This window comes from Pseudoalteromonas sp. SANK 73390 (genome assembly GCF_054966645.1).
The window spans coordinates 79,955-105,431 of sequence record NZ_ARPN01000200.1; the positions used below are offsets into that span (position 1 = coordinate 79,955).

The 25,477-nt window shown below is 40.6% G+C and carries 19 protein-coding genes; 8 read left to right on the top strand and 11 right to left on the bottom strand.

The genetic code is table 11. The features are described from left to right. Nucleotides 1–145: 145 nt before the first annotated feature. Nucleotides 146–4,306, top strand: a complete 4,161-nt coding sequence (locus SANK73390_RS22040; protein WP_462768434.1) for a S8 family serine peptidase — start codon at nt 146–148, stop codon at nt 4,304–4,306. Between the two features lie 444 nt (nt 4,307–4,750). Continuing rightward, nucleotides 4,751–6,217 carry an exodeoxyribonuclease I gene (sbcB, locus tag SANK73390_RS22045; RefSeq protein ID WP_462768435.1) on the top strand — a complete coding sequence of 489 codons (1,467 nt, stop codon included), beginning with the start codon at nt 4,751–4,753 and terminating at the stop codon, nt 6,215–6,217. Between the two features lie 175 nt (nt 6,218–6,392). Here sbcB and SANK73390_RS22050 read toward each other — a convergent pair whose 3' ends face one another. Further along, nucleotides 6,393–7,280: an NAD(P)-dependent oxidoreductase gene (locus SANK73390_RS22050; protein ID WP_261593497.1), complete on the bottom strand. Its 888-nt coding sequence runs from the start codon at nt 7,278–7,280 to the stop codon at nt 6,393–6,395. 136 nt (nt 7,281–7,416) lie between these two features. Between SANK73390_RS22050 and SANK73390_RS22055 the strand changes: the two genes are divergently transcribed. Together SANK73390_RS22055 and SANK73390_RS22060 are read left to right on the top strand one after the other, a co-directional pair. Continuing rightward, nucleotides 7,417–7,932 (top strand): glutathione peroxidase, encoded by a 516-nt coding sequence (locus tag SANK73390_RS22055; RefSeq protein ID WP_462768436.1) that lies wholly within the window; start codon nt 7,417–7,419, stop codon nt 7,930–7,932. Then, complete coding sequence (locus SANK73390_RS22060) at nt 7,898–8,881, top strand: 2-hydroxyacid dehydrogenase (protein WP_462768451.1); 984 nt, start codon at nt 7,898–7,900, stop codon at nt 8,879–8,881. Before SANK73390_RS22055 ends, SANK73390_RS22060 begins: the two co-directional genes overlap by 35 nt. Nucleotides 8,882–8,930: 49 nt before the next feature. Here SANK73390_RS22060 and SANK73390_RS22065 read toward each other — a convergent pair whose 3' ends face one another. Continuing rightward, complete coding sequence (locus tag SANK73390_RS22065) at nt 8,931–9,824, bottom strand: DMT family transporter (protein WP_462768437.1); 894 nt, start codon at nt 9,822–9,824, stop codon at nt 8,931–8,933. A gap of 183 nt (nt 9,825–10,007) precedes the next feature. Here SANK73390_RS22065 and SANK73390_RS22070 point away from each other — a divergent pair, with 183 nt between their 5' ends. Next, on the top strand, nt 10,008–10,781 hold the full coding sequence (locus SANK73390_RS22070) for a substrate-binding periplasmic protein (protein ID WP_462768438.1): 774 nt from the start codon (nt 10,008–10,010) through the stop codon (nt 10,779–10,781). Nucleotides 10,782–11,139: 358 nt separating this feature from the next. On the opposite strand, the gene sucD is transcribed toward SANK73390_RS22070, so the two are convergent. From sucD to sdhC, 8 genes are all read right to left on the bottom strand, one after another. Beyond that, nucleotides 11,140–12,012 carry a succinate--CoA ligase subunit alpha gene (gene sucD, locus SANK73390_RS22075; RefSeq protein WP_261593493.1) on the bottom strand — a complete coding sequence of 291 codons (873 nt, stop codon included), beginning with the start codon at nt 12,010–12,012 and terminating at the stop codon, nt 11,140–11,142. Further along, nucleotides 12,012–13,178 carry an ADP-forming succinate--CoA ligase subunit beta gene (gene sucC / locus SANK73390_RS22080; protein ID WP_261593492.1) on the bottom strand — a complete coding sequence of 389 codons (1,167 nt, stop codon included), beginning with the start codon at nt 13,176–13,178 and terminating at the stop codon, nt 12,012–12,014. The genes sucD and sucC overlap by 1 nt, the downstream gene beginning before the upstream one ends. A gap of 178 nt (nt 13,179–13,356) precedes the next feature. Beyond that, complete coding sequence (gene odhB, locus SANK73390_RS22085) at nt 13,357–14,850, bottom strand: 2-oxoglutarate dehydrogenase complex dihydrolipoyllysine-residue succinyltransferase (RefSeq protein WP_462768439.1); 1,494 nt, start codon at nt 14,848–14,850, stop codon at nt 13,357–13,359. Between the two features lie 10 nt (nt 14,851–14,860). Beyond that, nucleotides 14,861–17,674: a 2-oxoglutarate dehydrogenase E1 component gene (gene sucA, locus SANK73390_RS22090; protein WP_261626585.1), complete on the bottom strand. Its 2,814-nt coding sequence runs from the start codon at nt 17,672–17,674 to the stop codon at nt 14,861–14,863. A gap of 81 nt (nt 17,675–17,755) precedes the next feature. After that, nucleotides 17,756–18,475 (bottom strand): succinate dehydrogenase iron-sulfur subunit, encoded by a 720-nt coding sequence (locus tag SANK73390_RS22095; RefSeq protein WP_261593489.1) that lies wholly within the window; start codon nt 18,473–18,475, stop codon nt 17,756–17,758. Between the two features lie 10 nt (nt 18,476–18,485). Continuing rightward, nucleotides 18,486–20,258 carry a succinate dehydrogenase flavoprotein subunit gene (sdhA, locus tag SANK73390_RS22100; RefSeq protein ID WP_462768441.1) on the bottom strand — a complete coding sequence of 591 codons (1,773 nt, stop codon included), beginning with the start codon at nt 20,256–20,258 and terminating at the stop codon, nt 18,486–18,488. Continuing rightward, on the bottom strand, nt 20,259–20,606 hold the full coding sequence (gene sdhD / locus SANK73390_RS22105) for a succinate dehydrogenase, hydrophobic membrane anchor protein (RefSeq protein WP_261593487.1): 348 nt from the start codon (nt 20,604–20,606) through the stop codon (nt 20,259–20,261). Then, complete coding sequence (gene sdhC / locus SANK73390_RS22110; protein WP_261593593.1) at nt 20,597–20,974, bottom strand: succinate dehydrogenase, cytochrome b556 subunit; 378 nt, start codon at nt 20,972–20,974, stop codon at nt 20,597–20,599. Before sdhC ends, sdhD begins: the two co-directional genes overlap by 10 nt. Nucleotides 20,975–21,372: 398 nt before the next feature. Here sdhC and SANK73390_RS22115 point away from each other — a divergent pair, with 398 nt between their 5' ends. The 3 genes from SANK73390_RS22115 to SANK73390_RS22125 all read left to right on the top strand — a co-directional run bounded on the left by SANK73390_RS22115 (nt 21,373) and on the right by SANK73390_RS22125 (nt 24,394). Beyond that, nucleotides 21,373–22,659 (top strand): citrate synthase, encoded by a 1,287-nt coding sequence (locus SANK73390_RS22115; RefSeq protein WP_261593486.1) that lies wholly within the window; start codon nt 21,373–21,375, stop codon nt 22,657–22,659. Between the two features lie 104 nt (nt 22,660–22,763). Then, nucleotides 22,764–23,981 (top strand): aminotransferase class V-fold PLP-dependent enzyme, encoded by a 1,218-nt coding sequence (locus SANK73390_RS22120; protein ID WP_462768442.1) that lies wholly within the window; start codon nt 22,764–22,766, stop codon nt 23,979–23,981. Between the two features lie 5 nt (nt 23,982–23,986). Continuing rightward, the gene (locus tag SANK73390_RS22125) at nt 23,987–24,394 is read left to right on the top strand and encodes a SufE family protein (protein WP_462768443.1); all 408 of its coding nucleotides are present in this window, start codon (nt 23,987–23,989) and stop codon (nt 24,392–24,394) included. A gap of 287 nt (nt 24,395–24,681) precedes the next feature. Here SANK73390_RS22125 and tcdA read toward each other — a convergent pair whose 3' ends face one another. Beyond that, nucleotides 24,682–25,476: a tRNA cyclic N6-threonylcarbamoyladenosine(37) synthase TcdA gene (gene tcdA, locus SANK73390_RS22130; protein ID WP_462768444.1), complete on the bottom strand. Its 795-nt coding sequence runs from the start codon at nt 25,474–25,476 to the stop codon at nt 24,682–24,684. Nucleotide 25,477: the final 1 nt, after the last annotated feature.

Sequence of the window (25,477 nt, forward strand, 5' to 3'; positions counted from 1 at the left end):
TTAAATGTAAACGCTTTTTACTCATAGTGTAGTTATGAAATTTACAATTCTTAACAAAAACCCCTGCAGCAGGATAAGTAAAAGCACCATATATGTGTATGATGTCGAGCTTTTGGCAACAAGCAGAATTGCAAAAATAACATCAATGGCATCAAATATCCCTAACATCAGACCTAGATTTATCTACTTCATTGTTATGATACTGAGTTTAAATACCTATGCAGATACGCATGTAAAAAAAACATCAGTAACTCAGCAAAGTACCTTTGAGATAATTGTGCAATTAAATGAACCTGCACTCTATGCCAATGAAAGGCTATTAAAGTCATTAAACAATAGTGAAACGCATCAAGCAAAACAACGGATTGCAAATCCTCAAAAGCAGTTCATGGATATTTTAGCTCAAGACTACCCAACGCTAAAAGTCCGCTCTAAATATTATAAAGTCTTTAATGGTTTTGCACTTTCAGCTACACATTCACAAATAGACACGCTAAAACGCCTTGCTGTTGTCAAAAAGGTGCACCTTGTTGAAAATAAAACATTACCCCCGATAAACACACAGATAACGAACACCACCGTAACGACCGCAGGTAGAATGCTTCAAAAATATACCGGTAAAGGTATTACTGTGGCCGTCCTTGATTCTGGAATTGACTACACCCACCCTGATTTAGGCGGCTGCTTTGGCAAAAACTGCAAAGTTAAAGGCGGATACAATTTTCTTGATGCAAATACAGACCCAATTGATAGTAACGGCCATGGTACCCATGTAGCAGGCGTTATTGCAGCCAATGGCCAAATGCAAGGTATTGCACCCGATGCGCAGCTACTGGCTTACAAAGTCTGTAATACAACCTGTCCTGTTAGCGCTATACTGCAAGCGTTAGAACATGCACTGGACCCAGATGGCAACCCTGCAACCGACGATGCTGCTGATGTGATTAACATGAGCTTAAGTGGCCCGGGTAGTATCGATGACCCAGTCACTATCGCGGTAAACAACATTGTTAAGCAAGGCATCACGGTGGTGGTAGCAGCAGGAAACCTTGGCAAACAAGGTCCACAAACCATTGGCAGTCCAGCAAATGCGCAACTTGCGATTACGGTAGGCTCACATGGGCCATCGACAAATGCAAGCTATGATATTTCTAGTTTTAGCTCACAAGGTCCCGTGGTTTCATCAGACTTTCAAAAACCCGACCTCGTCGCTCAGGGTGACCTGATAAATTCACTTGCAGTAAAAACGGGTCGCATACGCATGTCTGGTACATCAATGGCGGCACCACATGTTGCAGGCTTAGTTGCTTTATTAAAAGAGCAGTACCCCACAATGCAACCCGCACAACTTAAGTCATTAGTGGTTAATAGTGCACGCTCTATTTACTCTCCATTTACTTTAGAAGGTAATGGCCGATTAGACATATCAAGTGCCCTCAAAAGTAAATTGGTAGCGTCCAAATCACAGATTATGCTTGGTAAATTAGATAGAAATTTAGAACAATGGCAACAATCACAAACAATTACAATTACCAATATCTCAAAACAGCCTGTTACTTTAGCGCCAAAGATTGAACATGACAAGGCAAGTGATGATGTGAATATGTATGTTGAAGGGTCGCCCTCAGTAACTATTGCACCAGGCAAGGCACATACATTTAGCATAAAAGCTAAAGTAAATAATTCATTAGCATATGCAGATAACTTCTTACATCAATTTTCTTTGGTACTTAGCGATGACTTTCAAGTTCCTATTTTAGTACTCGATGCTATTCAATATAGCGTTAATTCAAATGACCAAATTAAAGAAAGCTGGCTTTATGAGCATGATGATAATGGCTCTTACACCAATAAATACACATATCAAACTGAGTATCTGTTAAGACCGGGTACCTATACTTTGCATGCTTGGTATGACTTAGCAGACAAGCACGCTATTATTGTTAAAACGCTAAAAATTTCACAACAAGATGAATTGCTACTTTTAGCATCAAATGCGGTACATAAAGTTCAAGTGAATGAATGGCTTGATCATCAAGGTCAATCCAGAAATTTAGAAGATTTAGAGGGCTTTGGAGTATTTTTTGAGGTTGTTAACTATCAGCAAATGCGCCGCTGGACAAAGTTTTTCAAGCAATCTCTTAATGACGCTTTTGCGAAAAAGCCCGTGTTTGTTTCCACTGTTCCTGAAGAAGATACATTTAGCTACGCCCTGATGTTTGGCGATAAGCAAAGCACAAGCGATGACTATCATTTGTATGCTTGGTCAAATAGCGTAAGAGGCTTAAATAAGCCTCAGTTAATATCTCTTAACGGCGAACAAAGTAACACCGTGTTTAACGTTTTTGCAAAAGAGCAAAAAGCACACAATTGGTATTTGTATAACCACATCAACTTTACTCACAATACCCAGGTGTTTGATACCAATGTATCTGGCTTTGAAACTTCTGGCCGCGCCTACGACTCTTTAACAATGAATAAAGCCGCGAGCTTTAACAGTGATTTTACCGTAAATATTCATGGTAATAGCACACAAAGTCAGCATGCCAGTTATTATAAATTTGAAGTACATGAGCAATCATCCGCCAATCGGTATATCGCAACAACCCCATTCCACTTTGCTAACAAGGGTATTGAGCGCCAAAGTGAGAATAACCTTAGTCAAAATATAGATATCAATTGGCAAGGTGTTTTTGCAGACAGCGCTCAAGTTGGCTTCAACACCGACTTAAGGTTTTATGATGAACTCACAGATAATAATGGCATCCTTTTTACACACTACATTAATGACTCAATACTCGTTTGTGACAACATAATTATCGCAAAACGCAACAAAAACCTGTCTTTTATAGACAACCGTATGCTTGGTTTTACAAAAGCCAAAAATAAAGCGAAAAACTGCGAGACGACTCAATTTATTACCCTTGCTGATAACTATCTAGCTGGCGTAAGTGCCCCTGTCGTAACAACGCAGCATCAGCTCAATTCTCAGGCAAACGATATCCAGTTTCACATAGAACATATTGACTACCAAGTCCAAGAAGCCAATGAACACAAAGATAGCGTTGAATTAACCTATATTGTTAAGAACATTGCATCATCACTGGGAGACATCGTCGTCACAGCAGAGCTATCTCAAAACGCTTCGTGGCAACCTCTACAAACAGAACAAGTAGTTATCAGTAGCAATGAATTAGATCAAACGATAAAAATGCGGATTAAATTACCGCCTACAGATACCGTATCGCTTTCTAGTTTACGGATAAAGTTTGCAGATAATCTCTTAAGAAAATCAATTTTGCTCAGTGATGCAGTCGTATCCGGTGGTACTTTAAATGAGTTGTTAGTCTTGGATTCTGACCGTGATGGAATTAACGATGCACAAGACAGAGACAGTGATAATGATGGTATGAGTAATGGCTATGAATACATCAATGGATTGAACCCTTATGACGCAAATGATGCAGAAACAGATAGTAATAATAATGGCGTAAATAATGTTGATGAATTTCGAGCTGGAAGTTGGAGTCTTTTTAGATATAGCACTTTAGACAGTGATGGTGATGGCTTTGTAGATTTAAGAGATGAATTCCCAAACAATGCTTTAGAATGGTACGACTTTGATCACGATGGTATCGGAGACAATAGCGATACCGATGATGATAACGATGGATATTTAGATACCCACGATGATTTTCCTTTTGATGAAACTGAATGGTTAGATACCGACTCTGATAGTCTTGGTAATAATATCGATGTTGATGATGACAACGATGGCTACCTTGATGTAGACGATGTATTCCCTCTTAATGCAAATGAGTGGCTTGATTATGATTTAGATGGAATTGGCGATAATTCAGATCTTGATGATGACAATGATGGCTATCTTGATGTAGACGATGTATTTCCTTTTAACGCAACAGAATGGTTCGATACTGACAAAGATGGGCTCGGCAACAATACAGACACAGATGATGATAACGATAGTCATTTAGATCACCTTGATGCCTTCTCATTGGATAGTAATGAATGGCTAGACACTGACTCCGATGGCATTGGTAACAATCAAGACAACGATGATGATAATGATGGATACTTAGATGATAACGATGATTTTCCATTAGACCCTACTCGATGGTCGCAAAAAGTGAACATTAATAAGACTAAAATAGATGACGGCAGCATTTCAGAATCGAAAACATCAAGTGGTGGCAGTTTATATTTTTTACAACTTGTACTTGCATACTTGTTTATCTTGAGACGATTTAAAAAGCTGCATGAGCAGTTACATAATAAATTGAGCTAGCGTGTAGCCTCTATAACAAAAAAGCTTCTAAATCATACAAAAGCTTTGCTGTCGGGTAGCTGTATTTAAAGCCTTGCTTATTCTAGGGGCTTATATGGACATGAAAGTATACCAGTTGCATTAAAAACGACCGGATATTGAGACAAATAAATGACTTAGTAATAAAACAGAAATTTCGGCATGTCGGAAAAAACGCAATGCTTGGTGTATATATACAGTCTTACAATAGTCGTTAAACAAAGAATTCCGTTTTACCCAAAACCCTTCACTATGTGATAATGTGCTAATACTCAAATGCTGTGAATATGGCTTAATCTATGTCGCTTTTCGCCTGTACACTCATTGATTTTTTATATACACAACTATACACACTAAGCTATAAGAGCCAGTTAATTAGTAATTTATCTATAGCCATAAAAAAGATAGCAGAGCATTGATTTTTATATGAATAAAACCCAGCAAAATACAAAAAACTATAACAATAATACCGCAACTATCTTTTGGCATGATTATGAAACTTGGGGGGCTTCACCACAAAAAGACCGCCCAAGCCAGTTTGCAGGTATTCGTACAGACTTAGACTTAAACATTATTGGCGAGCCGCTGATTGAATACTGTAAACCCGCACCGGACTATTTACCTCACCCTGAAGCGTGTTTGATCACCGGGATCACCCCGCAGCATGCACAGAAACATGGGTTAATTGAGGCTGAGTTTATGGCCAAAATACATGCTGAATTTAGTCATCCAGATACCTGTGTAGCGGGCTATAACAGTATTCGCTTTGACGACGAAGTAACCCGTTATAGTTTTTATCGAAACTTTTATGACCCATACGAGCGCGAGTGGAAAAACGGTAACAGCCGCTGGGATATAATCGATTTAGTACGAGCCTGTTATGCGCTTCGCCCGGAAGGTATTGAATGGCCGTTAAAAGATGATGGCACCCCAAGTTTTAGACTAGAGCATTTAACAGTGGCTAATGGTATTGAGCATGGTGCTGCTCACGATGCGCTCAGTGATGTAACTGCAACTATTGCACTGGCTAAGTTGATTAAAGAAAAGCAGCCTAAGTTATTTCAATTCTTTTTCGGCTTGCGGCACAAAAAAACACTATTAGAGATGGTAGATGTTTATAATATGCAGCCATTAGTCCACACATCGTCACGTATTCCAGCTACTCAAGGTTGCACAACCTGGATTGCACCTATGAGCTTTCATCCTGTTAATAAAAATGCCGTTGTATGTTTTAATTTAACGCATAACCCACAAGTACTGCTAGATTTATCGGTTGAGCAATTGCGGGAACGATTATATACCAAACACCGTGATTTAGCCGAAGGTGAGTTGCCAGCAGGGTTAAAACTGGTACATGTAAACAAGTGCCCTATTTTGGCCCCCGCCAAAACCTTGCTACCTGAAAATGCAGCAAGGCTAGGTATAGATAGATCACAATGTTTAGAGCACCTCAAAGTACTTAAAGCACACCCAGAATTACGCGATAAAGTAGCGCAAGTATTTAATGAGCAAGGTAACTTTGCCGAAAATACTAACCCTGACTATCAACTATACAACGGTTTTACCAGTAAAGCCGATAAAGCTAAGTTCGCCATTATTCGCGATGCGCAACCCCAAGCACTGAGTACACTAAATCTAACTTTTGACGATGCTAAGTTTACGACTATGCTATTTCGTTATCGTGCTCGCAATTGGCCGGGAACACTCAATCCTCAAGAGCTAGATAGCTGGCGAAAATATTGTCAAAACAAGCTAATGCATGGTGAGGATAATCCATCAATTAGCGCTGAGGATTTTATGCTAACACTTGAGAACTTAGTACATGAAAATGATGGAAACGAGAAAAATCTAAGTATTTTAAAAGCACTTTACCATTACGCACAAAGCTTATAGACAACTGTAAACTTAATAAAAAACGTCTAGACACTCAATGTCGCAGGTTTAAGTGTAATGAAATTCTTAAGCGAGTTAAGAATGGCAAACACTTAAACAAGCAGCGTTTAGTTATTTTGACAACGCTAAGGATCTCCTAAGCAATTGGCTTTAAGCATCAGTTTAGCGTTTTAACTCACGATTTTTTATCATGAATCGCATCAAGCCTCGCCAATAGACTTGATGTATCAAAGCGCCCACCACCAAGTGCTTGCACATCCGCGTAGTATTGATCGACCATAGCCGTCAATGGTAGCGATGCACCATTATTACGCGCTTCATCAAGTGCAATGCCTAAATCTTTGCGCATCCACTCCACTGCAAAGCCAAACTCATACTCTCCAGCTAACATGGTCTTGTAACGATTTTCCATTTGCCAAGAACCTGCCGCGCCTTTAGAAATAGTCTCAATCACTTTTTCACCATCTAAGCCAGCTTGTTTAGCAAAATGAAGCCCTTCAGCTAAGCCTTGTACTACACCCGCAATACAAATTTGATTCACCATTTTACAAGTTTGCCCGCTACCTACTTTACCTAATAATTGAGAAAATTTGCTGTAAGCCGACATAACAGGTTCTACAATATCAAACACGGCTTGCTCGCCACCTACCATGACAGTTAATACGCCATTTTCTGCCCCTGCTTGGCCACCTGACACGGGTGCATCTAAAAACGTTACATTTTTTTCACTTGCTTTTTGTGCTACCTCAACTGCCACTTTTGCAGACGTTGTCGTATGGTCGACCAGTATTGCCCCCTCGGCCATGCCCTCTAACACCCCAGAATTACCATATACAACAGAACGTAAATCATCGTCATTACCAACACACATAAACACTATATCGGCGTTGTTCGATGCTAATGCAGGGGTTTTAGCCCACTGTCCTTTATGTTTTTCAGCCCAAGCTTGGGCTTTAGTATCAGTGCGGTTGTATACCGTTACTTGGTGACCTGCATTGGCTAAGTGGCCAGCCATGGGGAAGCCCATCACACCTAATCCAATGAACGCAATTCTCATTGACATAATTCTGTCCTATTTCGTTGTTATGGTATCGATAATGGAGTTTTTATACCTAACTCATACAGGTATAGCAAATGAAAAACACGAATGAATTATGAAATATCTTAACAGTAGATTTAGCGGGCAAGGAGTCTAAGCTTTGGAAACAATACATCGCTACAGTGTCAAACTAATTAATGGCGAAATGCTCGCACTGAAACAAATGCAGGGGAAAACCTTGCTGATAGTCAATATCGCCAGCAAGTGTAGTTTTGCTGCACAACTGAGTGCTTTAGAAAAACTATATCGACAATATAAAAACTACGGATTTGAAATTTTGGCCTTTCCATGCAATCAGTTTGGCCGAAATGAACCGCTAGAAGGCGCTATGTTAAATGAATTTTACAAAAGTCATTTTGGCTTAAGCTTTATGGTATGTGATAAAGTGCAAGTGAACGGCCCTGATGCTCATCCTCTATTTAATTATTTGAAATCAAATACTAGGGGAATTGCCCAGAACCGTGCAATTAAATGGAACTTTACCAAGTTTTTAGTAAACTCACAGGGAGAGCTGGTTTCTCGGTATGCACCAAGGACAAAACCAGATACTTTAAAACCTGTCATTGAGAGCCAATTAAATGATGAAAGTAGCCCTATTCAGTTCGCAAAATTATGAAAAGCCTTTTTTTTCAGAGGCATTAAAAGATCATCCTCAAATAGAGTTAAGCTACTTCAGTGAGTCACTGAACGAGCAAACTACTGCACTATGTCAAGGTTTTGATGCAGTCTGTGCTTTTGTAAATGATACTTTAAATAAAACTGTACTAACAGAACTAGCTGAGTCAGGTATTCAGACGCTCGCATTACGCTGCGCAGGCTTTAATAATGTTGATATTAAAACAGCTCAAGCACTGGGTATTAAAGTTGTTAGAGTACCAGCTTACAGCCCCGAAGCGGTTGCTGAGCATTGTATTGCATTAATGCTAACACTGAGTCGTAAAACACATAAAGCGTACAATCGAGTTCGAGAAGATAACTTTGATTTAAATGGTTTACTAGGCTTTAACCTGCACAACAAAACAGTTGGGGTAATAGGCGCAGGAAAGATAGGTCAAGCGTTAATTGCTATTTTGAACGGTTTTGGAGCCAATATACTCGTTTACGATCCAAATATAGGTGAGGGTTCATACACTTTATCCTCTTTGGATATGCTGCTAGAACAAAGTGATATCATCAGTTTGAACTGCCCGCTAAGTGATGCAACTCACCATATGATAAATGATAATGCATTTAATAAAATGAAACCCGGTGTTATGCTGATAAACACCAGCCGTGGCGCGCTCATAGATACAAAAGCTTGTATTCGAGCCTTAAAAAACAGTACATTAGGTTATTTAGGGCTCGATGTATATGAACAAGAGTCAGAGCTATTCTTTAAAAACCGTAGTGACGAAATTATTCAAGATGACGTATTTTCTCGTCTTGTGAGCTTTCCCAATGTATTAATCACAGGCCACCAAGGTTTTTTTACTCAAGAAGCACTAGAGCAGATTGCTAATGTAACACTGTTTAATTTACAAGAGGCATTGGATAGGCGTTCAGAGCTTACTAACCAAGTTAGGTAATCCATCTGGTGATGCAATTGGTATAAACAATTGCATCACTCGCAAAAGGCTAGCCAAGTAACAGTGCCCCGACACCAACAAAAGCCAAAACTCCACCACCTACCATGTTTGCAGTTATAGGTTCATTTTTAATAAGGCCAAGTGTCATAACCATCAAAGGGGCCGTAGCAAAAACGGTTTGAGCAATTGCAGGGTCGGTGTGCTTAACCGATAAAAGCTGCAACCATAAGCCAATGAACGTCCCAAAAAATACCGCTATAAATAACCAAGTCTTCCCTTCGACATTATGCAATCTAATGGACTGTTTAAGATTATGCTCTTTCAAACAAGCAACAATAATAGCGACACAAAAAGTACCACTGAATAGACGAATTAACGCAGCCCATAGACTACTTGTTTGTTCAATGTTCATCGCACCCTTAGACATTACCATACCAGCAGCTTGGCAAAAAGCAGCTAACAAGGCAAATAATACGCCTTTATAATAAATACCGCGTTCAATTTGGGGTAGAATGTGCTTAGGTTTAAGCGCTATCAAAACACCTATTATTGTAAGTGAAATACCAAACCATGCCTGTACAGATAAATAACTTCCCAATATTACAATATTCAGTATACCAGCAATAACCGGGGCAAATGACTCGACAATTAACGTTCTTGCTGGCCCAATATTTCTTAGGGCAGCAAAGTAAGCGCTGTCTCCAATCGCTATACCAATAATGCCGCTAGCAATTAACCAATACCAACTTTCCTTAAATTCAGGTATTTGCCAATCCTGAGTAATGATAACAGCAATGAGCATCATCAACCCTGCTAGAACCCCCTTACTAACATTAAGTTGCAAGGGCGATAAACTATGGCTGAAGCGCTTGTACAGTAATGTTGAACTTGCCCACACAAATGCAGCGAACAACGCTGCCATTTCACCAATTCCTAACTGCATGAAAGACACTTTTAATTTTTTGCGCAATTATGCAGGGCTGATTTTTAAATGCAAAGAAATATAGATGAGATAATAAAACTCTTATCGTCCCGTATTCTCTTTGAAAGTACACCTAGAAAAAATATTCACTAAAATTATTTAATTTTTCCAAACTTGACTAAATTTAGTAGGATATATGTTCCATTGGAAATAATTTTGCTGCCGTTATCAAAAATAGCTTTAATATGTATTTTAATTTATATAACAAAAGGTTATGCACATCAAAGCTGTTCTCAAACTGTTCAGCTCGGATTGGTTGCTGATTGGCCTCCTCTGACTTATTTTTACCAAGGCAAAGCACATGGCTTAGATATTGAAATTGCAAAAATTATATTCGACTCGATTGATATTTGTGTTAAATATGTTCGCCTACCATCAAGTGCACGTGCCTTAGAGCAAATAGAAAATGGAGATATTGATGTAGCTGTAATGGTTAGCTATACAGAGCAAAGGGCACAATTTGGCTATTTTTCAAAACCATATAGATATGAAAAAATGAGACTTTTTAGTTATTTAGACGCTTACCCAATTAAGAGTTTACCTGAGCTATTAGACAAACAAAAGATAATTGGTCTCAGTATCGGTTCATTTTATGGCAAAGAGATCGCTAAACTAAGCAAGCTGCCAAAATACCAAAATCAATTTGTAAAAATTTCAAGTTCAGATCGCAGAGCAGACATGCTCCTGAAAAAACGCGTCGACTTTATTGTAGATGACATTATTTCTGGCCTTTATATTAAAAGAACTAAGGGCTATAAAGACATCAAGCCATGGCCATATATAGTTCATGACAACCAAGTACATTTTATAATTAAAAAGAGTCCTACTAATAAAGATTTGTTAAAACAAGTTAATTGGGCAATTACCCAATTACAACCAACAATTGATGAACTAGTTCAAAGCTATATTCAATATTAGCTTTACGACTGCAAAAAATTTCATGCTAACGGTGGCGCTCTATGGCCAGCAGAATATAAGCAAAAGTATCTTAATTTAGTTACGCAAAAAAATCAGAATCACTCCTACCATGCTATCGCTCTTGCAAAATAACAACCGAAAATAAAACCATTTATTAAAAAATTAATCATTTTAGCCCGTTAAATGGCTCATGTAGAATAACTATATACCGAAGTTTTTGCCCGATTATTAAGCCATTTTCAGTTGCAATATCTGATCATTTATTTAATCCAATAAGTATAATAAATTAAAAGCCCATAATGAAAAATGCCAGTCATATAGACTGGCATTTAGTATTTACTTTGAAGTTAAGCGGTTATTACCAACCTGCTTTTTCTTTTAGTGCAACACCGATATCTGCAAGAGAACGCACAGTTTTAACACCTGCGGCTTCAAGAGCTGCAAACTTCTCGTCTGCTGTACCTTTACCACCTGCGATAATCGCACCTGCGTGCCCCATACGCTTACCTTCTGGTGCAGTTACACCAGCAATGTAAGAAACAACAGGTTTAGTCACGTTCGCTTTGATGTACTCAGCTGCTTCTTCTTCCGCAGTACCACCAATTTCACCAATCATCACGATTGCTTCTGTTTGAGGGTCATTTTGGAACATTTCTAGTACGTCAATAAAGTTAGTACCAGGGATTGGGTCACCACCGATACCAACACATGAAGACTGACCGAAACCTGCATCTGTAGTTTGCTTAACCGCTTCATACGTTAACGTACCAGAGCGAGAAACAATGCCTACTTTACCTGGCTTATGGATATGGCCAGGCATGATACCAATTTTGGTTTCACCCGGAGTGATAACACCAGGGCAGTTAGGACCAATCATACGCACACCCGTTTGATCAAGCTTAACTTTAACGTCAACCATATCAAGCGTTGGAATGCCTTCAGTGATACAAACGATAAGCTCGATACCAGCATCGATTGCTTCTAAAATTGCATCTTTACAAAAAGCTGCTGGTACATAGATAACCGATGCCGTTGCGCCTGTTTCTTCTACCGCATCACGTACTGTGTTAAATACAGGAAGACCTAAGTGAGTTTGACCACCTTTACCAGGAGACACACCACCAACCATCTGCGTACCATACTGGATAGCTTGCTCAGAGTGGAAAGTACCTTGACCGCCAGTGAAACCCTGACAAATTACTTTAGTCTCTTTATTAATTAATACAGACATTATTTGCCCTCCGCAGCAGCAACAACTTTCTGTGCAGCATCAGTTAGTGATTCTGCAGCGATAATGTCAAGGTCTGAGTTAGCTAAAACTTCACGACCTAGTTCAGCATTAGTACCTTCTAAACGTACTACTACTGGTACTTGAACGCCAACTTCTTTAACTGCACCGATAATACCTTCTGCGATCATGTCACAACGTACAATACCACCGAAGATGTTAACTAGCACAGCTTTAACATTGTCATCAGATAAGATAATCTTGAATGCTTCAGCTACACGCTCTTTTGTTGCGCCGCCACCAACATCTAAGAAGTTAGCTGGCTTGCCGCCATGTAGGTTTACGATATCCATAGTACCCATCGCTAGGCCTGCACCGTTAACCATACAACCTACGTTACCATCTAGTGCAACGTAGTTAAGCTCAAAGCTTGCTGCGTGAGCTTCACGGGCATCTTCTTGTGATGGGTCGTGAAATTCACGGATCTTAGGCTGACGGAATAATGCATTACCGTCCACACCGATTTTACCATCAAGACAGTGAAGGTTACCTTCATCAGTGATTACTAGTGGATTGATCTCTAGTAATGCGAAATCATGATTGTTAAACATATTTGCAAGACCCATGAAGATCTTAACAAATTGTTTAATTTGTACTGGGTTTAGACCTAGCTTGAAGCCTAGCTCACGACCTTGGTAAGCCTGTGGGCCAACTAGAGGATCAATTTCAGCTTTATGGATTAGCTCTGGTGTTTCTTCTGCAACGGTTTCAATTTCAACACCGCCTTCAGTAGACGCCATGAACACAACTTTACGTGTTGCACGGTCTACAACAGCACCTAGGTATAATTCGTTCGCGATATCTGTGCAGCTTTCTACTAAAATTTTAGCAACTGGCTGACCTTTTTCGTCCGTTTGGTAAGTTACTAAGTTTTTACCTAACCAGTTTTCAGCAAATGCGCGAATTTCTTCTTTGCTATCAGCAAGCTTAACACCACCTGCTTTACCACGGCCACCGGCGTGTACTTGACATTTAACTACCCATTTGTCGCCGCCAATTTTAGCAGCTGCTTCTACCGCTTCCTGAGGTGTATCACAAGCGAACCCCTCAGATACTGGCAAACCATAGTCGGCAAATAGTTGTTTTGCCTGATACTCATGCAAATTCATGATGCTTTATCCAATTTCTTATACTAAAAAAGCTGAATATTTATGCAAATAATCAGCTATCCCAAATTGCGCTCCTAGTATAGATCCCAAGGCTTACGATGAAAACCCTAGTTAGACCAAAGGCGCAAAAAAAAAGCTGTATGAACAAACATACAGCTTAATATCTAATCAATTACGATTAAACGTCTAGTAATAAACGTGTCGGGTCTTCTAATAGGTCTTTAATCGTAACTAAGAAACCTACAGATTCCTTACCATCAATTTGACGGTGGTCATAGCTTAGTGCCAAATACATCATAGGCAAGATTTCTACTTTGCCATTTACCGCCATTGGGCGTTCTTGAATTTTGTGCATGCCCAAGATTGAAGACTGAGGCAAATTAATGATAGGTGTTGATAGTAACGAACCAAACACACCACCGTTAGTAATAGTAAAGTTACCACCAGTCATATCTTCAACAGTTAACTTACCATCACGACCTTTAAGCGCGAGCTCGCGGATGCTTTTTTCAATTTCAGCAACAGATAATTTGTCACAATCACGCAATACAGGTGTTACTAGACCACGTGGTGTTGACACTGCAATACTAATATCAAAGTAGTTGTGATAAACGATATCATCGCCATCAATAGATGCGTTTACATCAGGAAAACGCTTAAGTGCTTCCGTTACTGCTTTCACATAAAAAGACATAAAGCCTAGGCGAATACCATGGCGTTTTTCAAACACTTCTTGATATTGCTTACGAAGATCCATGATTGGTTTCATGTTCACTTCGTTGAACGTTGTTAACATTGCTGTTGAGTTTTTAGCTTCAAGTAGACGGTTGGCAATCGTCTTACGAAGACGCGTCATTGGTACACGCTTTTGTGTACGCTCACCCACAGGTGCAGCAGGTGTAGAAGACGCTGCTGCAGCAGGCTTAGCAGCCGGTGCTTTTAAGAATGTATCAACATCTTCTTTGGTAATACGACCGCCCTTACCTGTACCTTTAATCTTAGACGCATCTAGGCCTTTTTCTGCAATTAGACGACGTACAGATGGCGTCAGTACATCTGAGCTCTCATCTGAAGACGCTTGCGGTGCTGCGTCAGCTTTGGCTTCTGATGATGCAGCTGGTGCACCACCTGCTGTGATTTTACCAATCACTTGCTCACCTAATACCGTGTCGCCTTCTGCGTGCACGTGTTCACCCATTACACCGTCTTCTGGTGCAACAACCTCTAAAACAACTTTATCAGTTTCAATATCAACTAGGTTTTGGTCACGGCTTACTGCTTCACCTGGTTGAACATGCCAAGTTGCGATTGTAGCATCCGCTACTGACTCTGGAAGTACAGGTACTTTAATGTCCACTTCTTTACCTTCTGCTGCTGGCGCCGATGAAGACGCTGCTGGTTGATCATTTGACTGAGCTGGTGCGCTAGCTTGCTCACCCGCGCCTAGAATTGCAATAACTTGTTCACCTAAAACCGTTGCACCATCTGCTTGTGTAATTTCAGTGATCACGCCATCTTCAGGCGCAACTACTTCAAGCACAACTTTGTCTGTTTCAATATCAACTAGGTTTTGGTCACGAGTTACTGTATCACCAACGCTAACGTGCCAAGTTGCTACTGTAGCATCTGCAACTGACTCAGGAAGAACAGGAACCTTAATTTCGGTTGTCATCTCTTATCCCTTACTTTTTAATTGTTAATGCGTCAGCAACTAACGCGTTTTGTTCTTTAGTATGTGTTGACATATAGCCACACGCAGGTGCTGCCGAGGCTTTACGGCCAGCATAAGTTAGGTTCGCGCCCGCTGGAATTGCATCCCAGAAATGGTGCTGCGAACAATACCAAGCACCTTGGTTTTGTGGTTCTTCTTGACACCAGACAAAATCTTTTACGTGCTGGTAACGAGCCATAATTTCGTCCATTTCCTGATGCGGGAACGGATATAATTGCTCCACACGCACAATAGCGACATTATTTAACTCAAGTTTTCGACGTTCTTGCAGTAACTCGTAATATACTTTACCGCTACAGAACACCACTCGTTCAACGTTAGCCGGATCGAGATCATCTACTTCATCAATCATATTGTGGAATGTGCCTTGTGCTAGCTCTTCAATGGATGAAACAGCTAACGGGTGGCGAAGTAATGATTTTGGCGTCATAACAATCAGTGGACGACGCAACGGACGAACCGACTGACGACGCAACATAGCATAAACCTGTGCAGGTGTTGAAGGCACACACACTTGCATATTGTGATCAGCACACAACTGTAAGTAACGCTCTAAACGAGCAGAGCTATGCTCTGGACCTTGACCTTCATAGCCATGAGGTAACAACATAGTCAGGCCACATAAACGACCCCACTTTTGCTCACCTGAGCTTAAAAATTGGTCAAATACAACCTGAGCACCGTTAGCAAAGTCTCCAAATTGAGCTTCCCAAAGTACTAAAGAAGTCGGCTCTGCCGTTGCATAACCATATTCAAATGCTAGTACAGCTTCTTCAGATAATACTGAATCGTATACTTCAAATGCACCTTGCTCTTGACCAATATCCTGCAATGGTAGATAGGTAGAACCATCTGCCTGATTATGCACAACTGCATGGCGGTGGAAAAAAGTACCTCGGCCAGAATCTTGACCGGTCATACGAATATCAACACCTTCGTCCACCAAAGTCGCATAGGCTAATGTTTCTGCCATCCCCCAGTCAAGTTGCTTGTCACCTTTTGCCATTGCTTTACGGTCATCGTATATTTTCTTAACACGAGATTGGGCTTTATGCGACTCTGGATAGGTTGACACTTTATCCGCTAAGTCTTTTAATTTTTCAACTGACAGTTTTGGATCGTATTCAACATCCCAATCGTGACCCACAAACTTAGACCAATCTGAGGAATGCTTAGTATCTGATTTTATTTCTTCTACTACACATTCGCCATTATCTAAGCCATTACGGTAATCGTTAGCCAGTTTTTTAGCATCATCTGCTGAAATAACACCTTCAGACACTAACTGATCAGTATAAAGCTGGCGTGGTACTGGGTGTTTTTTAATTTTCTGATACATCAACGGCTGCGTTGCGTTTGGTTCATCAGCTTCGTTGTGACCGTGTCGACGGTAACAAACTAAATCAATTACCACATCGCGACGGAACTGATTACGAAAATCAAGTGCAAGCTGAGTTACAAAAGCAACTGCTTCTGGGTCATCTGAATTGACATGGAAAATAGGTGCCTGAACCATCTTAGCAATATCAGTACAGTAGTCTGTAGAACGCACATCTTCTTGTTTAGAAGTCGTAAAGCCCACTTGGTTATTGACGACAATTCGAATTGTACCGCCAACACCAAATGCACGTGTTTGTGATAAGTTGAAGGTTTCTTGAACAACACCTTGGCCTGCAATTGCAGAATCGCCATGAATCGTAATTGGCAGTGCTTTTGACCCCGTTTTACATCCTAAACGGTCTAAACGCGCCCGTACTGAACCCATGACTACTGGGTTAACAATTTCTAAGTGGGACGGATTAAACGCTAACGCCATATGGACGTCACCACCTTGCGTGGCAAAATCAGATGAGAAGCCCATGTGATATTTAACATCACCAGAGCCAGCTGATTCGCCATATTTACCAGCAAACTCGTCAAATAGCTCCTGCGGGTTTTTACCCAACACATTGACTAGTACGTTTAAGCGACCACGGTGCGCCATACCAATGACAGCTTCTTCTTGACCACTTTCACCAGCTCGGTGAATTAGCTCTTTAAGCATCGGTACTAATGCATCGCCACCTTCTAGAGAGAATCTCTTAGCACCAGGGAATTTTGCACCTAAATACTTTTCTAAACCATCTACTGCTGTGAGGCCTTTCAGAATGCGTAGTTTTGTTTCTTTGCTAAATTGAGGCTTGGAGAAGGTTGATTCTAAGCGTTGCTGTAACCAACGTTTTTCTTCAGTAGAAGTGATGTGCATATATTCCGCGCCAACAGAACCACCATAAGTGGTTTTTAACGCTGAATATAAGTCTTTTAGCTTCATTGTCTCTTTGCCACCTGCGAAAGAGCCAACGTTATATTCTTTTTCTAAATCCGCATCGGTTAGGTCGTGATAATCAAGCTCTAAATCTCGAACTCGTTCACGTTTCCAAAGACCAAGTGGGTCTAAGTTGGCATTTTGGTGGCCTCTAAACCTAAATGCGTTTATCAGTTGCAGTACCTTGACCTGCTTCGCGTCAGACGAGCTATCCGCTGCAACCACTACTTCTCTATGTTTGTTTTTCGCAAGGTCAGCAAACTGCTCCCTTACTTGCGAATGTTTAACATCAACATCCACTCCATCAACTTTAGGTAGTTGATCAAACACTTCCCGCCATTCTTCTGGCACTGAAGTCGCATCATCAAGATACGCTTCATACAGCTCTTCTACATAAGCTACGTTTCCGCCGTACAAATGCGAAGATTCTAGCCATGCCTTCATCACACCTTCGTGCATTTATTAGCCCTTTTCTCTAGCGCAGAAATTTAATTAACAAGATGGCATGCGCCGCATGCCATCTAAGGATTTAAATATGTATTAAACCGAACGATTTAACAACATAGATTTAATCTGACCAATGGCTTTAGTTGGATTCAAGCCTTTTGGACATACGCTAACACAGTTCATTATACCGTGACAGCGGAATACGCTGAACGCATCATCAAGATCTGCCAAGCGTTCTTCAGTTGCTGTATCACGAGTATCAGCTAAGAAGCGATACGCATGCAAAAGGCCAGCTGGACCGATGAACTTATCTGGATTCCACCAAAACGATGGACAAGATGTTGAACAACACGCACATAAAATACACTCATATAACCCATCTAGCTCTTCACGCTCTTCGATTGTTTGAAGACGCTCTTCACCACCAGTTGGCTTATCATTAATTAAGAAAGGTTTCACCTTTTCATATTGAGTGTAGAACTGACTCATATCAATTACCAAATCACGCACTACAGGTAAACCTGGTAGTGGACGCAAAATAATTTTACCTTTGCCATTTTTTTGCAATGCAGAAAGAGGTGTAATACATGCAAGGCCGTTTTTGCCATTCATGTTTACTCCGTCAGACCCACATACGCCCTCACGACAAGAGCGGCGAAAAGATAGGGTTGGATCTTGCTCTTTTAAGAGTAAAAGTGCGTCCAACACCATCATGTCACGACCTTCTTCTACTTCTAGCGTGTAATCCTGCATGTGTGGTGCATTATCCACATCAGGATTATAACGATAAACAGAAAATTCTAAAGTTGCCATCGCTGTGCTCCTAGTAAGTACGTGCTTTAGGTGGGAATGCTTCACGAGTCTTAGGCGCGTAGTTTACTTCACGCTTACTCATACTTTCCGTCACAGGGTTATAAACCGTATGACATAGCCAGTTTTCATCATCACGTTCAGGGTAATCAAAGCGAGAGTGAGCACCACGGCTTTCTTGACGGAAGTTTGCTGCAACCGCTGTTGAATAGGCTGTTTCCATCAAGTTATCAAGCTCTAAGCATTCAATACGCTGTGTATTAAATTCTGTTGACTTATCATCAAGGCGCGCGTGCTGTAAGCGCTCGCGAATTTCTTTAAGTTGCTGTAGACCCTCAGACATTGAGTCTCCTTCACGGAATACCGAGAAGTTAAGCTGCATGCATTGTTGTAAATCTTTTTTGATTTGAACCGGATCTTCGCCTTGACCTTTACTTGAATTTTCCCAACGATTAAAGCGAGCAAACGCTGCATCAATATCATCGCTCGTTGCTTGCTTTGACACTTCTGCTTGAGCAAGGTACTGACCCAAGAAGTTACCAGCTGCACGACCGAATACAACTAAGTCTAGCAATGAGTTACCACCAAGACGGTTGGCACCGTGTACGGATACACATGCAATCTCACCTACGGCAAATAGGCCTTCAACTAACTTATTATTACCGCTTTCATCTACGCTCAATACCTGACCATTAACGTTAGTTGGTACACCACCCATCATGTAGTGGCACGTTGGTATCACAGGGATTGGCTCTTTAGCTGGGTCAACGTGTGCGAATGTCTTCGACAAATCACATACGCCTGGCAGACGAAGGTTAAGTGTTTCTTCACCCAAATGATCAAGCTTAAGCTTAAGGTGAGGACCCCAAGGACCATCACAACCACGCCCTTCACGAATTTCTGTCATCATTGAACGAGCAACAACATCGCGTGAAGCTAAGTCTTTAGCATTCGGTGCATAACGTTCCATGAAACGCTCACCGTCTTTGTTCAGCAGATAGCCACCTTCACCACGACAACCTTCAGTTACTAGCGTACCAGCCCCTGCAATACCCGTAGGGTGGAACTGCCACATTTCCATGTCTTGCATTGCGATGCCAGCACGTGTTGCCATACCTACACCATCACCGGTGTTGATATGAGCATTGGTCGTAGAAGCAAAGATACGCCCTGCACCACCCGTTGCCAATACAACAGCTTTAGACTTGAAGAAAGTAACTTCACCTGATTCAATATCAATCGCAGTACAGCCAACAACATCACCGTTGTCGTTTTTAACCAAATCTAATGCATACCATTCAGAAAACACGTTAGTTTTGTTTTTAACGTTCTGTTGGTAAAGGCAATGAAGCAATGCATGACCAGTACGGTCTGCAGCCGCAGCAGTACGTGCTGCTTGTTCGCCACCAAAGTTTTTCGACTGACCACCGAAAGGACGTTGATATACACGGCCATTTTCAAAACGAGAAAAAGGTAAACCCATATTTTCTAATTCGGTAATTGCTTCTGGGCCAGTTTGACACATGTATTCAATTGCGTCTTGGTCACCAATAAAGTCAGATCCTTTAACCGTATCATACATGTGCCATTCCCAATTATCTTCATGAGAATTGCCTAACGCAACGGTAATACCACCTTGCGCAGATACAGTATGAGAACGAGTAGGGAAAACTTTTGAAATCAACGCACAAGTTTTACCTGATTCAGAAATCGCAAGCGCTGCACGCATACCAGCACCGCCAGCACCAATTACAACAGCATCAAATTCACGAGTATTGTATTTCACTTAAACACCCCACAGAACAAACAGACCTATTGCTACGTAAGCAAGAGCCATTAGGTTTAATACGAAGCCAAGCACAGAACGCATGGTTGAACACTTTACGTAGTCCGTTAATACTTGCCAAAGACCGATACGTGTATGCACCATGATGCAAACCAATGTAACGATTGTTGCAGCTTTAACAGCTAAGTTTGAGAATAAACCCTGCCACGCTTCGTATGTAAGTTCTGGTGTTAGAAGTAAATAACCAACAATAAATACTGCATATGCTGCAATTACTAATGCGGTTGTGCGTAGTGAAACGTAATCTTGTACGCCATCACGCTTGAGAGTTGCTTGATTTAAGACCATATCCACACTCCTGCTAAAATTGCTGCTATCACAGAAAGTGAAATTGCAATTATAGCGCTGCTATTGCCCGACTCTAATTCTTCCCAATGACCCATGTCTTGGATCATATGGCGGATACCAACGATTAAGTGGTATGCCAACACACTGACGGTGCCCCACGCAATGAACTTTGCAATAAAGCCAGTAAATAGGCCCTTCACAAATTCAAAACCTTCAGGAGAAGAAAGAGACTCAGACCAAGCCCAAATGACAAAAGTTAAAGCGAAGAACAAGGCTACCCCAGTTACACGGTGCAGAATTGATGCTTTAGCCGTTGCCGGCATAGATATAGTCGTAAGATCTAGATTTACAGGTCTTTGCTTTTTCACAGTTACTTGCCCATCTTGCCCCATAAAGGAGCTCATCTACTTGTTGTTATAAAACCCATTTGCACCCATGTACAAATGGCACACTCTAAATAAACCTGTTTTTCCAAAAAAACGATCATTTTTCGTAAAAATAGGTTTACCCACAGACGATACGGTATAAAACCTTTTACAGTATATAAGGCCATGCGCGCTTTTACAATTCTTGTTTAGATTGAGACGGTTGCGAATTAGCCAATGGTATAATATTTAATCTTGATAGAATATTTATTATACATATTTGCATAATTCTTAGAAAAATTGACTTTCTACCCTATTTTTACGTTAAAATGATCGGAATTTGCTTAACATTAGTATCACAACATAACAATCAGAATTGTTATTTCATAGGAGATAAATAGATGGCAGATAAGAAAGCCACTGTACATATTGAAGGTCACGATCCAATCGAGCTTCCAATTTACTCAGGCACAGCAGGCCAAGACGTAATAGATGTTCGCACACTAGGCGCTCATGGCCACTTCACTTATGACCCAGGTTTTATGTCTACCGGTTCGTGCGAGTCATCTATCACCTACATTGACGGCGGGAAAGGCGTACTATTACATCGTGGCTACCCAATTGAACAGCTAGCAGACAACTCTAACTACATCGAACTTTGTTATCTTTTACTTAACGGTGAGTTACCGACAGCTGAACAGCATGCTGAATTTGCAGATGAGATCACACGCAACACGATGTTGCATGAAAAAATTGCGGTATTCTTCCAAGGCTTCCGCGTAGATTCACACCCAATGGCGATGCTTTGTGGTGTGGTAGGTGCTTTGTCATCTTTTTACCATGATGACTTGGATATCTCTGATTCTGAACAACGTCACCGCAGTGCAGTTCGCTTAATTGCTAAGTTACCTACCATCGCGGCAATGGCTTACAAATATAACGTTGGTCAGCCATTTGTTTATCCTCGCAATGACTTGAGCTATGCAGAAAACTTCCTTCACATGATGTTTTCGGTCCCAGCTGAAGAATATAAAGTTAACCCCATTCTTGCAAAAGCAATGGACAAAATCTTTATGCTTCATGCAGATCACGAACAAAATGCATCAACATCTACAGTTCGCTTAGCTGGCTCTTCAGGTGCTAATCCTTATGCTTGTATCGCAGCAGGTATCGCATCATTATGGGGCCCAGCACATGGTGGTGCTAACGAAGCATGTTTGAACATGTTAGAAGAAATCGGTTCGCTAGATCGTATCGACGAATACGTTGCTAAAGCAAAAGACAAGAATGACCCATTCCGTCTTATGGGCTTTGGTCACCGTGTTTATAAAAACTTCGATCCTCGCGCAACAGTCATGCGTCAAACGTGCCATGAAGTATTGAAAGAGTTAAATATTAAAGATCCATTGTTAGATGTAGCAATGCGTCTAGAGCAAATAGCACTTGAAGACCCATACTTCATCGAGAAGAAGCTTTACCCTAACGTAGATTTCTACTCAGGTATCATTTTGAAAGCAATTGGTATTCCTACTAGTATGTTTACCGTTATTTTCGCGATGTCACGTACTGTTGGTTGGATCTCTCATTGGGATGAAATGTTATCTCAAGCAGGTCACAAAATTGGTCGTCCTCGTCAGTTATACACAGGCTACGCAAAACGCGACTATAAAGCCACAACGCAGAGATAAGTTCACTTTAATTTTGCTTTAAGGCCGCCTAATGCGGCCTTTTTTATTGGCTTTATCTCAGAATATATTTAAAATCTCCGCTCTTTAAATCTGAGGACTTATGCATGAGCGATATTGCGCAGCTAAGAAATGACTTTGTAACGCTAAACCAGAACATAGAAGGTAATCCTTTAGTCTATCTAGATTCAGGTGCTACCAGCCAAAAGCCTCAGGTGGTAATAAATGAAATCAATCATTTTTACTCAAAAAACAATGCAAATGTACACAGAGGTTTACACACACTCAGTGAGCGAGTGACATCTCAGTATGAAGGTGTGCGTGAAAAACTAGCTCAGTTTCTTGGTGTTTTTGCAACAGAATTAGTTTGGACCAGTGGCGCAACGCATAGCATTAACCTTGTTGCATCGGGTTTAACTAATCAATTGCGATACGACGATGTTATTTTGATTACCGCACTGGAGCACCACGCGAATATTGTACCATGGCAACAGCTCGCGCAACGAACAGGTGCCAAACTCAAAGTGATCCCAGTTAATGATCAAGGAATAATTTGCACGAACAACGTATTAGCACAAATACAGAAATGGCAACCGAAAATATTTGCCTGCACACATGCATCAAATACATTAGGCAATATTCACGATGTACAAACCTTTATCACACAGGCAAAAAGTATAGGAGCAACAACAATAATTGACGGTGCACAAGCCTTTTTGCATTTACGCCCTAATCTTCGCCAGTTAGATTGCGACTTTTATGTACTCTCGGCACACAAAGCACTTGGCCCAACAGGCTTAGGTATATTATTTGGTAAATATGAACAATTAAACGCTCTCCCTGTTTATCAAACTGGTGGGGAAATGATTGAAACAGTCACCTTTGAGCAAACTACTTTTAGACAGGCACCAGCTAAGTTTGAGCCTGGAACGCCTAATATATCTGCCGTTTTAGGCTTTGGAGCAGCGATAGATTATCTCAGTAATATCAACTTTGCTGCCATGCATAAGTATGAACAAAGTTTATTTCAATACTTACTCAAACACTTATCAGCCATTAAAGGCGTTAACCTATATGGTGATTTAGGCAATAATATTGGTACTATCAGTTTTACTTACAAATCAGAGCATCACTACGACTTAGCAATGTTGCTTAACAGTTATGGCGTTGCTGTTCGCAGCGGCCACCACTGCACTCAGCCGCTCATGCAAGCACTCAACCTCAATGGTACGATTCGAGTTAGCTTGGCGTTTTATAACAACCGTGTCGATATTGATAGGTTCATCAGTGCCTTAAATAACTGTATTGAATTGATAGAAGGATAGTATTTTTGACATACCAAGAGATCCACAGTAAGTTGACTGGCACCACAAGTTGGCAACAAAGTTATCGTGAAATCATGTTGCTAGGTAAGCAGCTCCCTAACTTACCAGATGCTTTGAAAACAGAGCAAGCACAAGTAAAAGGGTGTGAAAGTATTGTGTGGCTTCATGTTGAGCTAGATGAATCACAGCAACATATGCTACTAGTTGGCGACTCTGATACTCGTATCGTTAAAGGCTTATTAGCTATCGTACTTTCTTTATACAATAGTAAAACTCCCACACAAGCTGCCAAAATAGATGCATATCAAGAATTTGAATCACTGGGATTAATAAAGCATCTGAGCCCTTCAAGAGGTAACGGTATCAAAGCCATCGTAGACAGAATTCAAACAATAGCCTTACAGTGGGTTTAACTCTCTTTCAATACATCGACTTCTCTTATCGATGTATTGAATAACCTTTTACCATAAATAACACAGCTCTAAAGGCCTTAACTGACATCACTTAAAAGCTAAATAATATGAAAACGCATGAACAGCTACTGTTTTTGACTATTCGATATCATGCACAAAATCAATGTATAACACCAATTTTATTAAAAAATTGATCATTCTAGCGAGCTCAATGACTCATTCACTGCGTTAAAAACAACCTAATGTAAAGTAAATTAAATCATTTTTAACTTTATCAACTTTTAGACTTATACTACTTTTGCCTTTTTATCCAAGTATTTACGAATAGCTTTCGCTGCTGCAAAAAAACCAAACGTACCCGTTACCATAGTCGCAGAGCCAAATCCTGTTGCACAATCCATGTTTTTACTACCATCAGCTTGTTGCTTTGCCATACATACTTCGCCGCTGTCAGTTGGGTAAACCAGTTGTTCGGTAGAATAAACGCAATCGACACCAAATTTGCGCTTTGGGTTTGTCGAATAATTGTAATTTTTGCGCAGAATATAACGAACTTTAGCAAGTAAAGGGTCTTGCGTGGTTTTCGCTACATCACCAAATTGAATTTGACTGGGATCAGTCTGGCCACCAGCGCCTCCAGTGGTGATCACTGGAATTTTATTTCTCTTACAATGCGCAATTAACGCTGCTTTTTCTTTTACTGCATCAATACAATCAATCACATAATCAAAGCCACTAATATGTTCAATAATGTTATCCAAGGTAATAAAGTCATCAATTAACTGTACATTACAGTTTGGGTTAATTTGCTTGAGCCTATCTTGCATAGCTTCAATTTTTTGTTCACCAATTGAAGATGATAATGCATGAATTTGACGATTCACATTAGTTACACAAATATCGTCTAAATCCACTAAACAAATCCGACCAACACCACTACGTGCCAATGCTTCTGCAACCCAACTACCTACTCCACCTATACCAACAACACAAAAGTTAGCCTCGCTTAACCATTGCAATTGTTGCTCACCATACAGTCGGCCAATGCCACCAAAACGTAACTGGGTTTGCTGTTGTGTCATA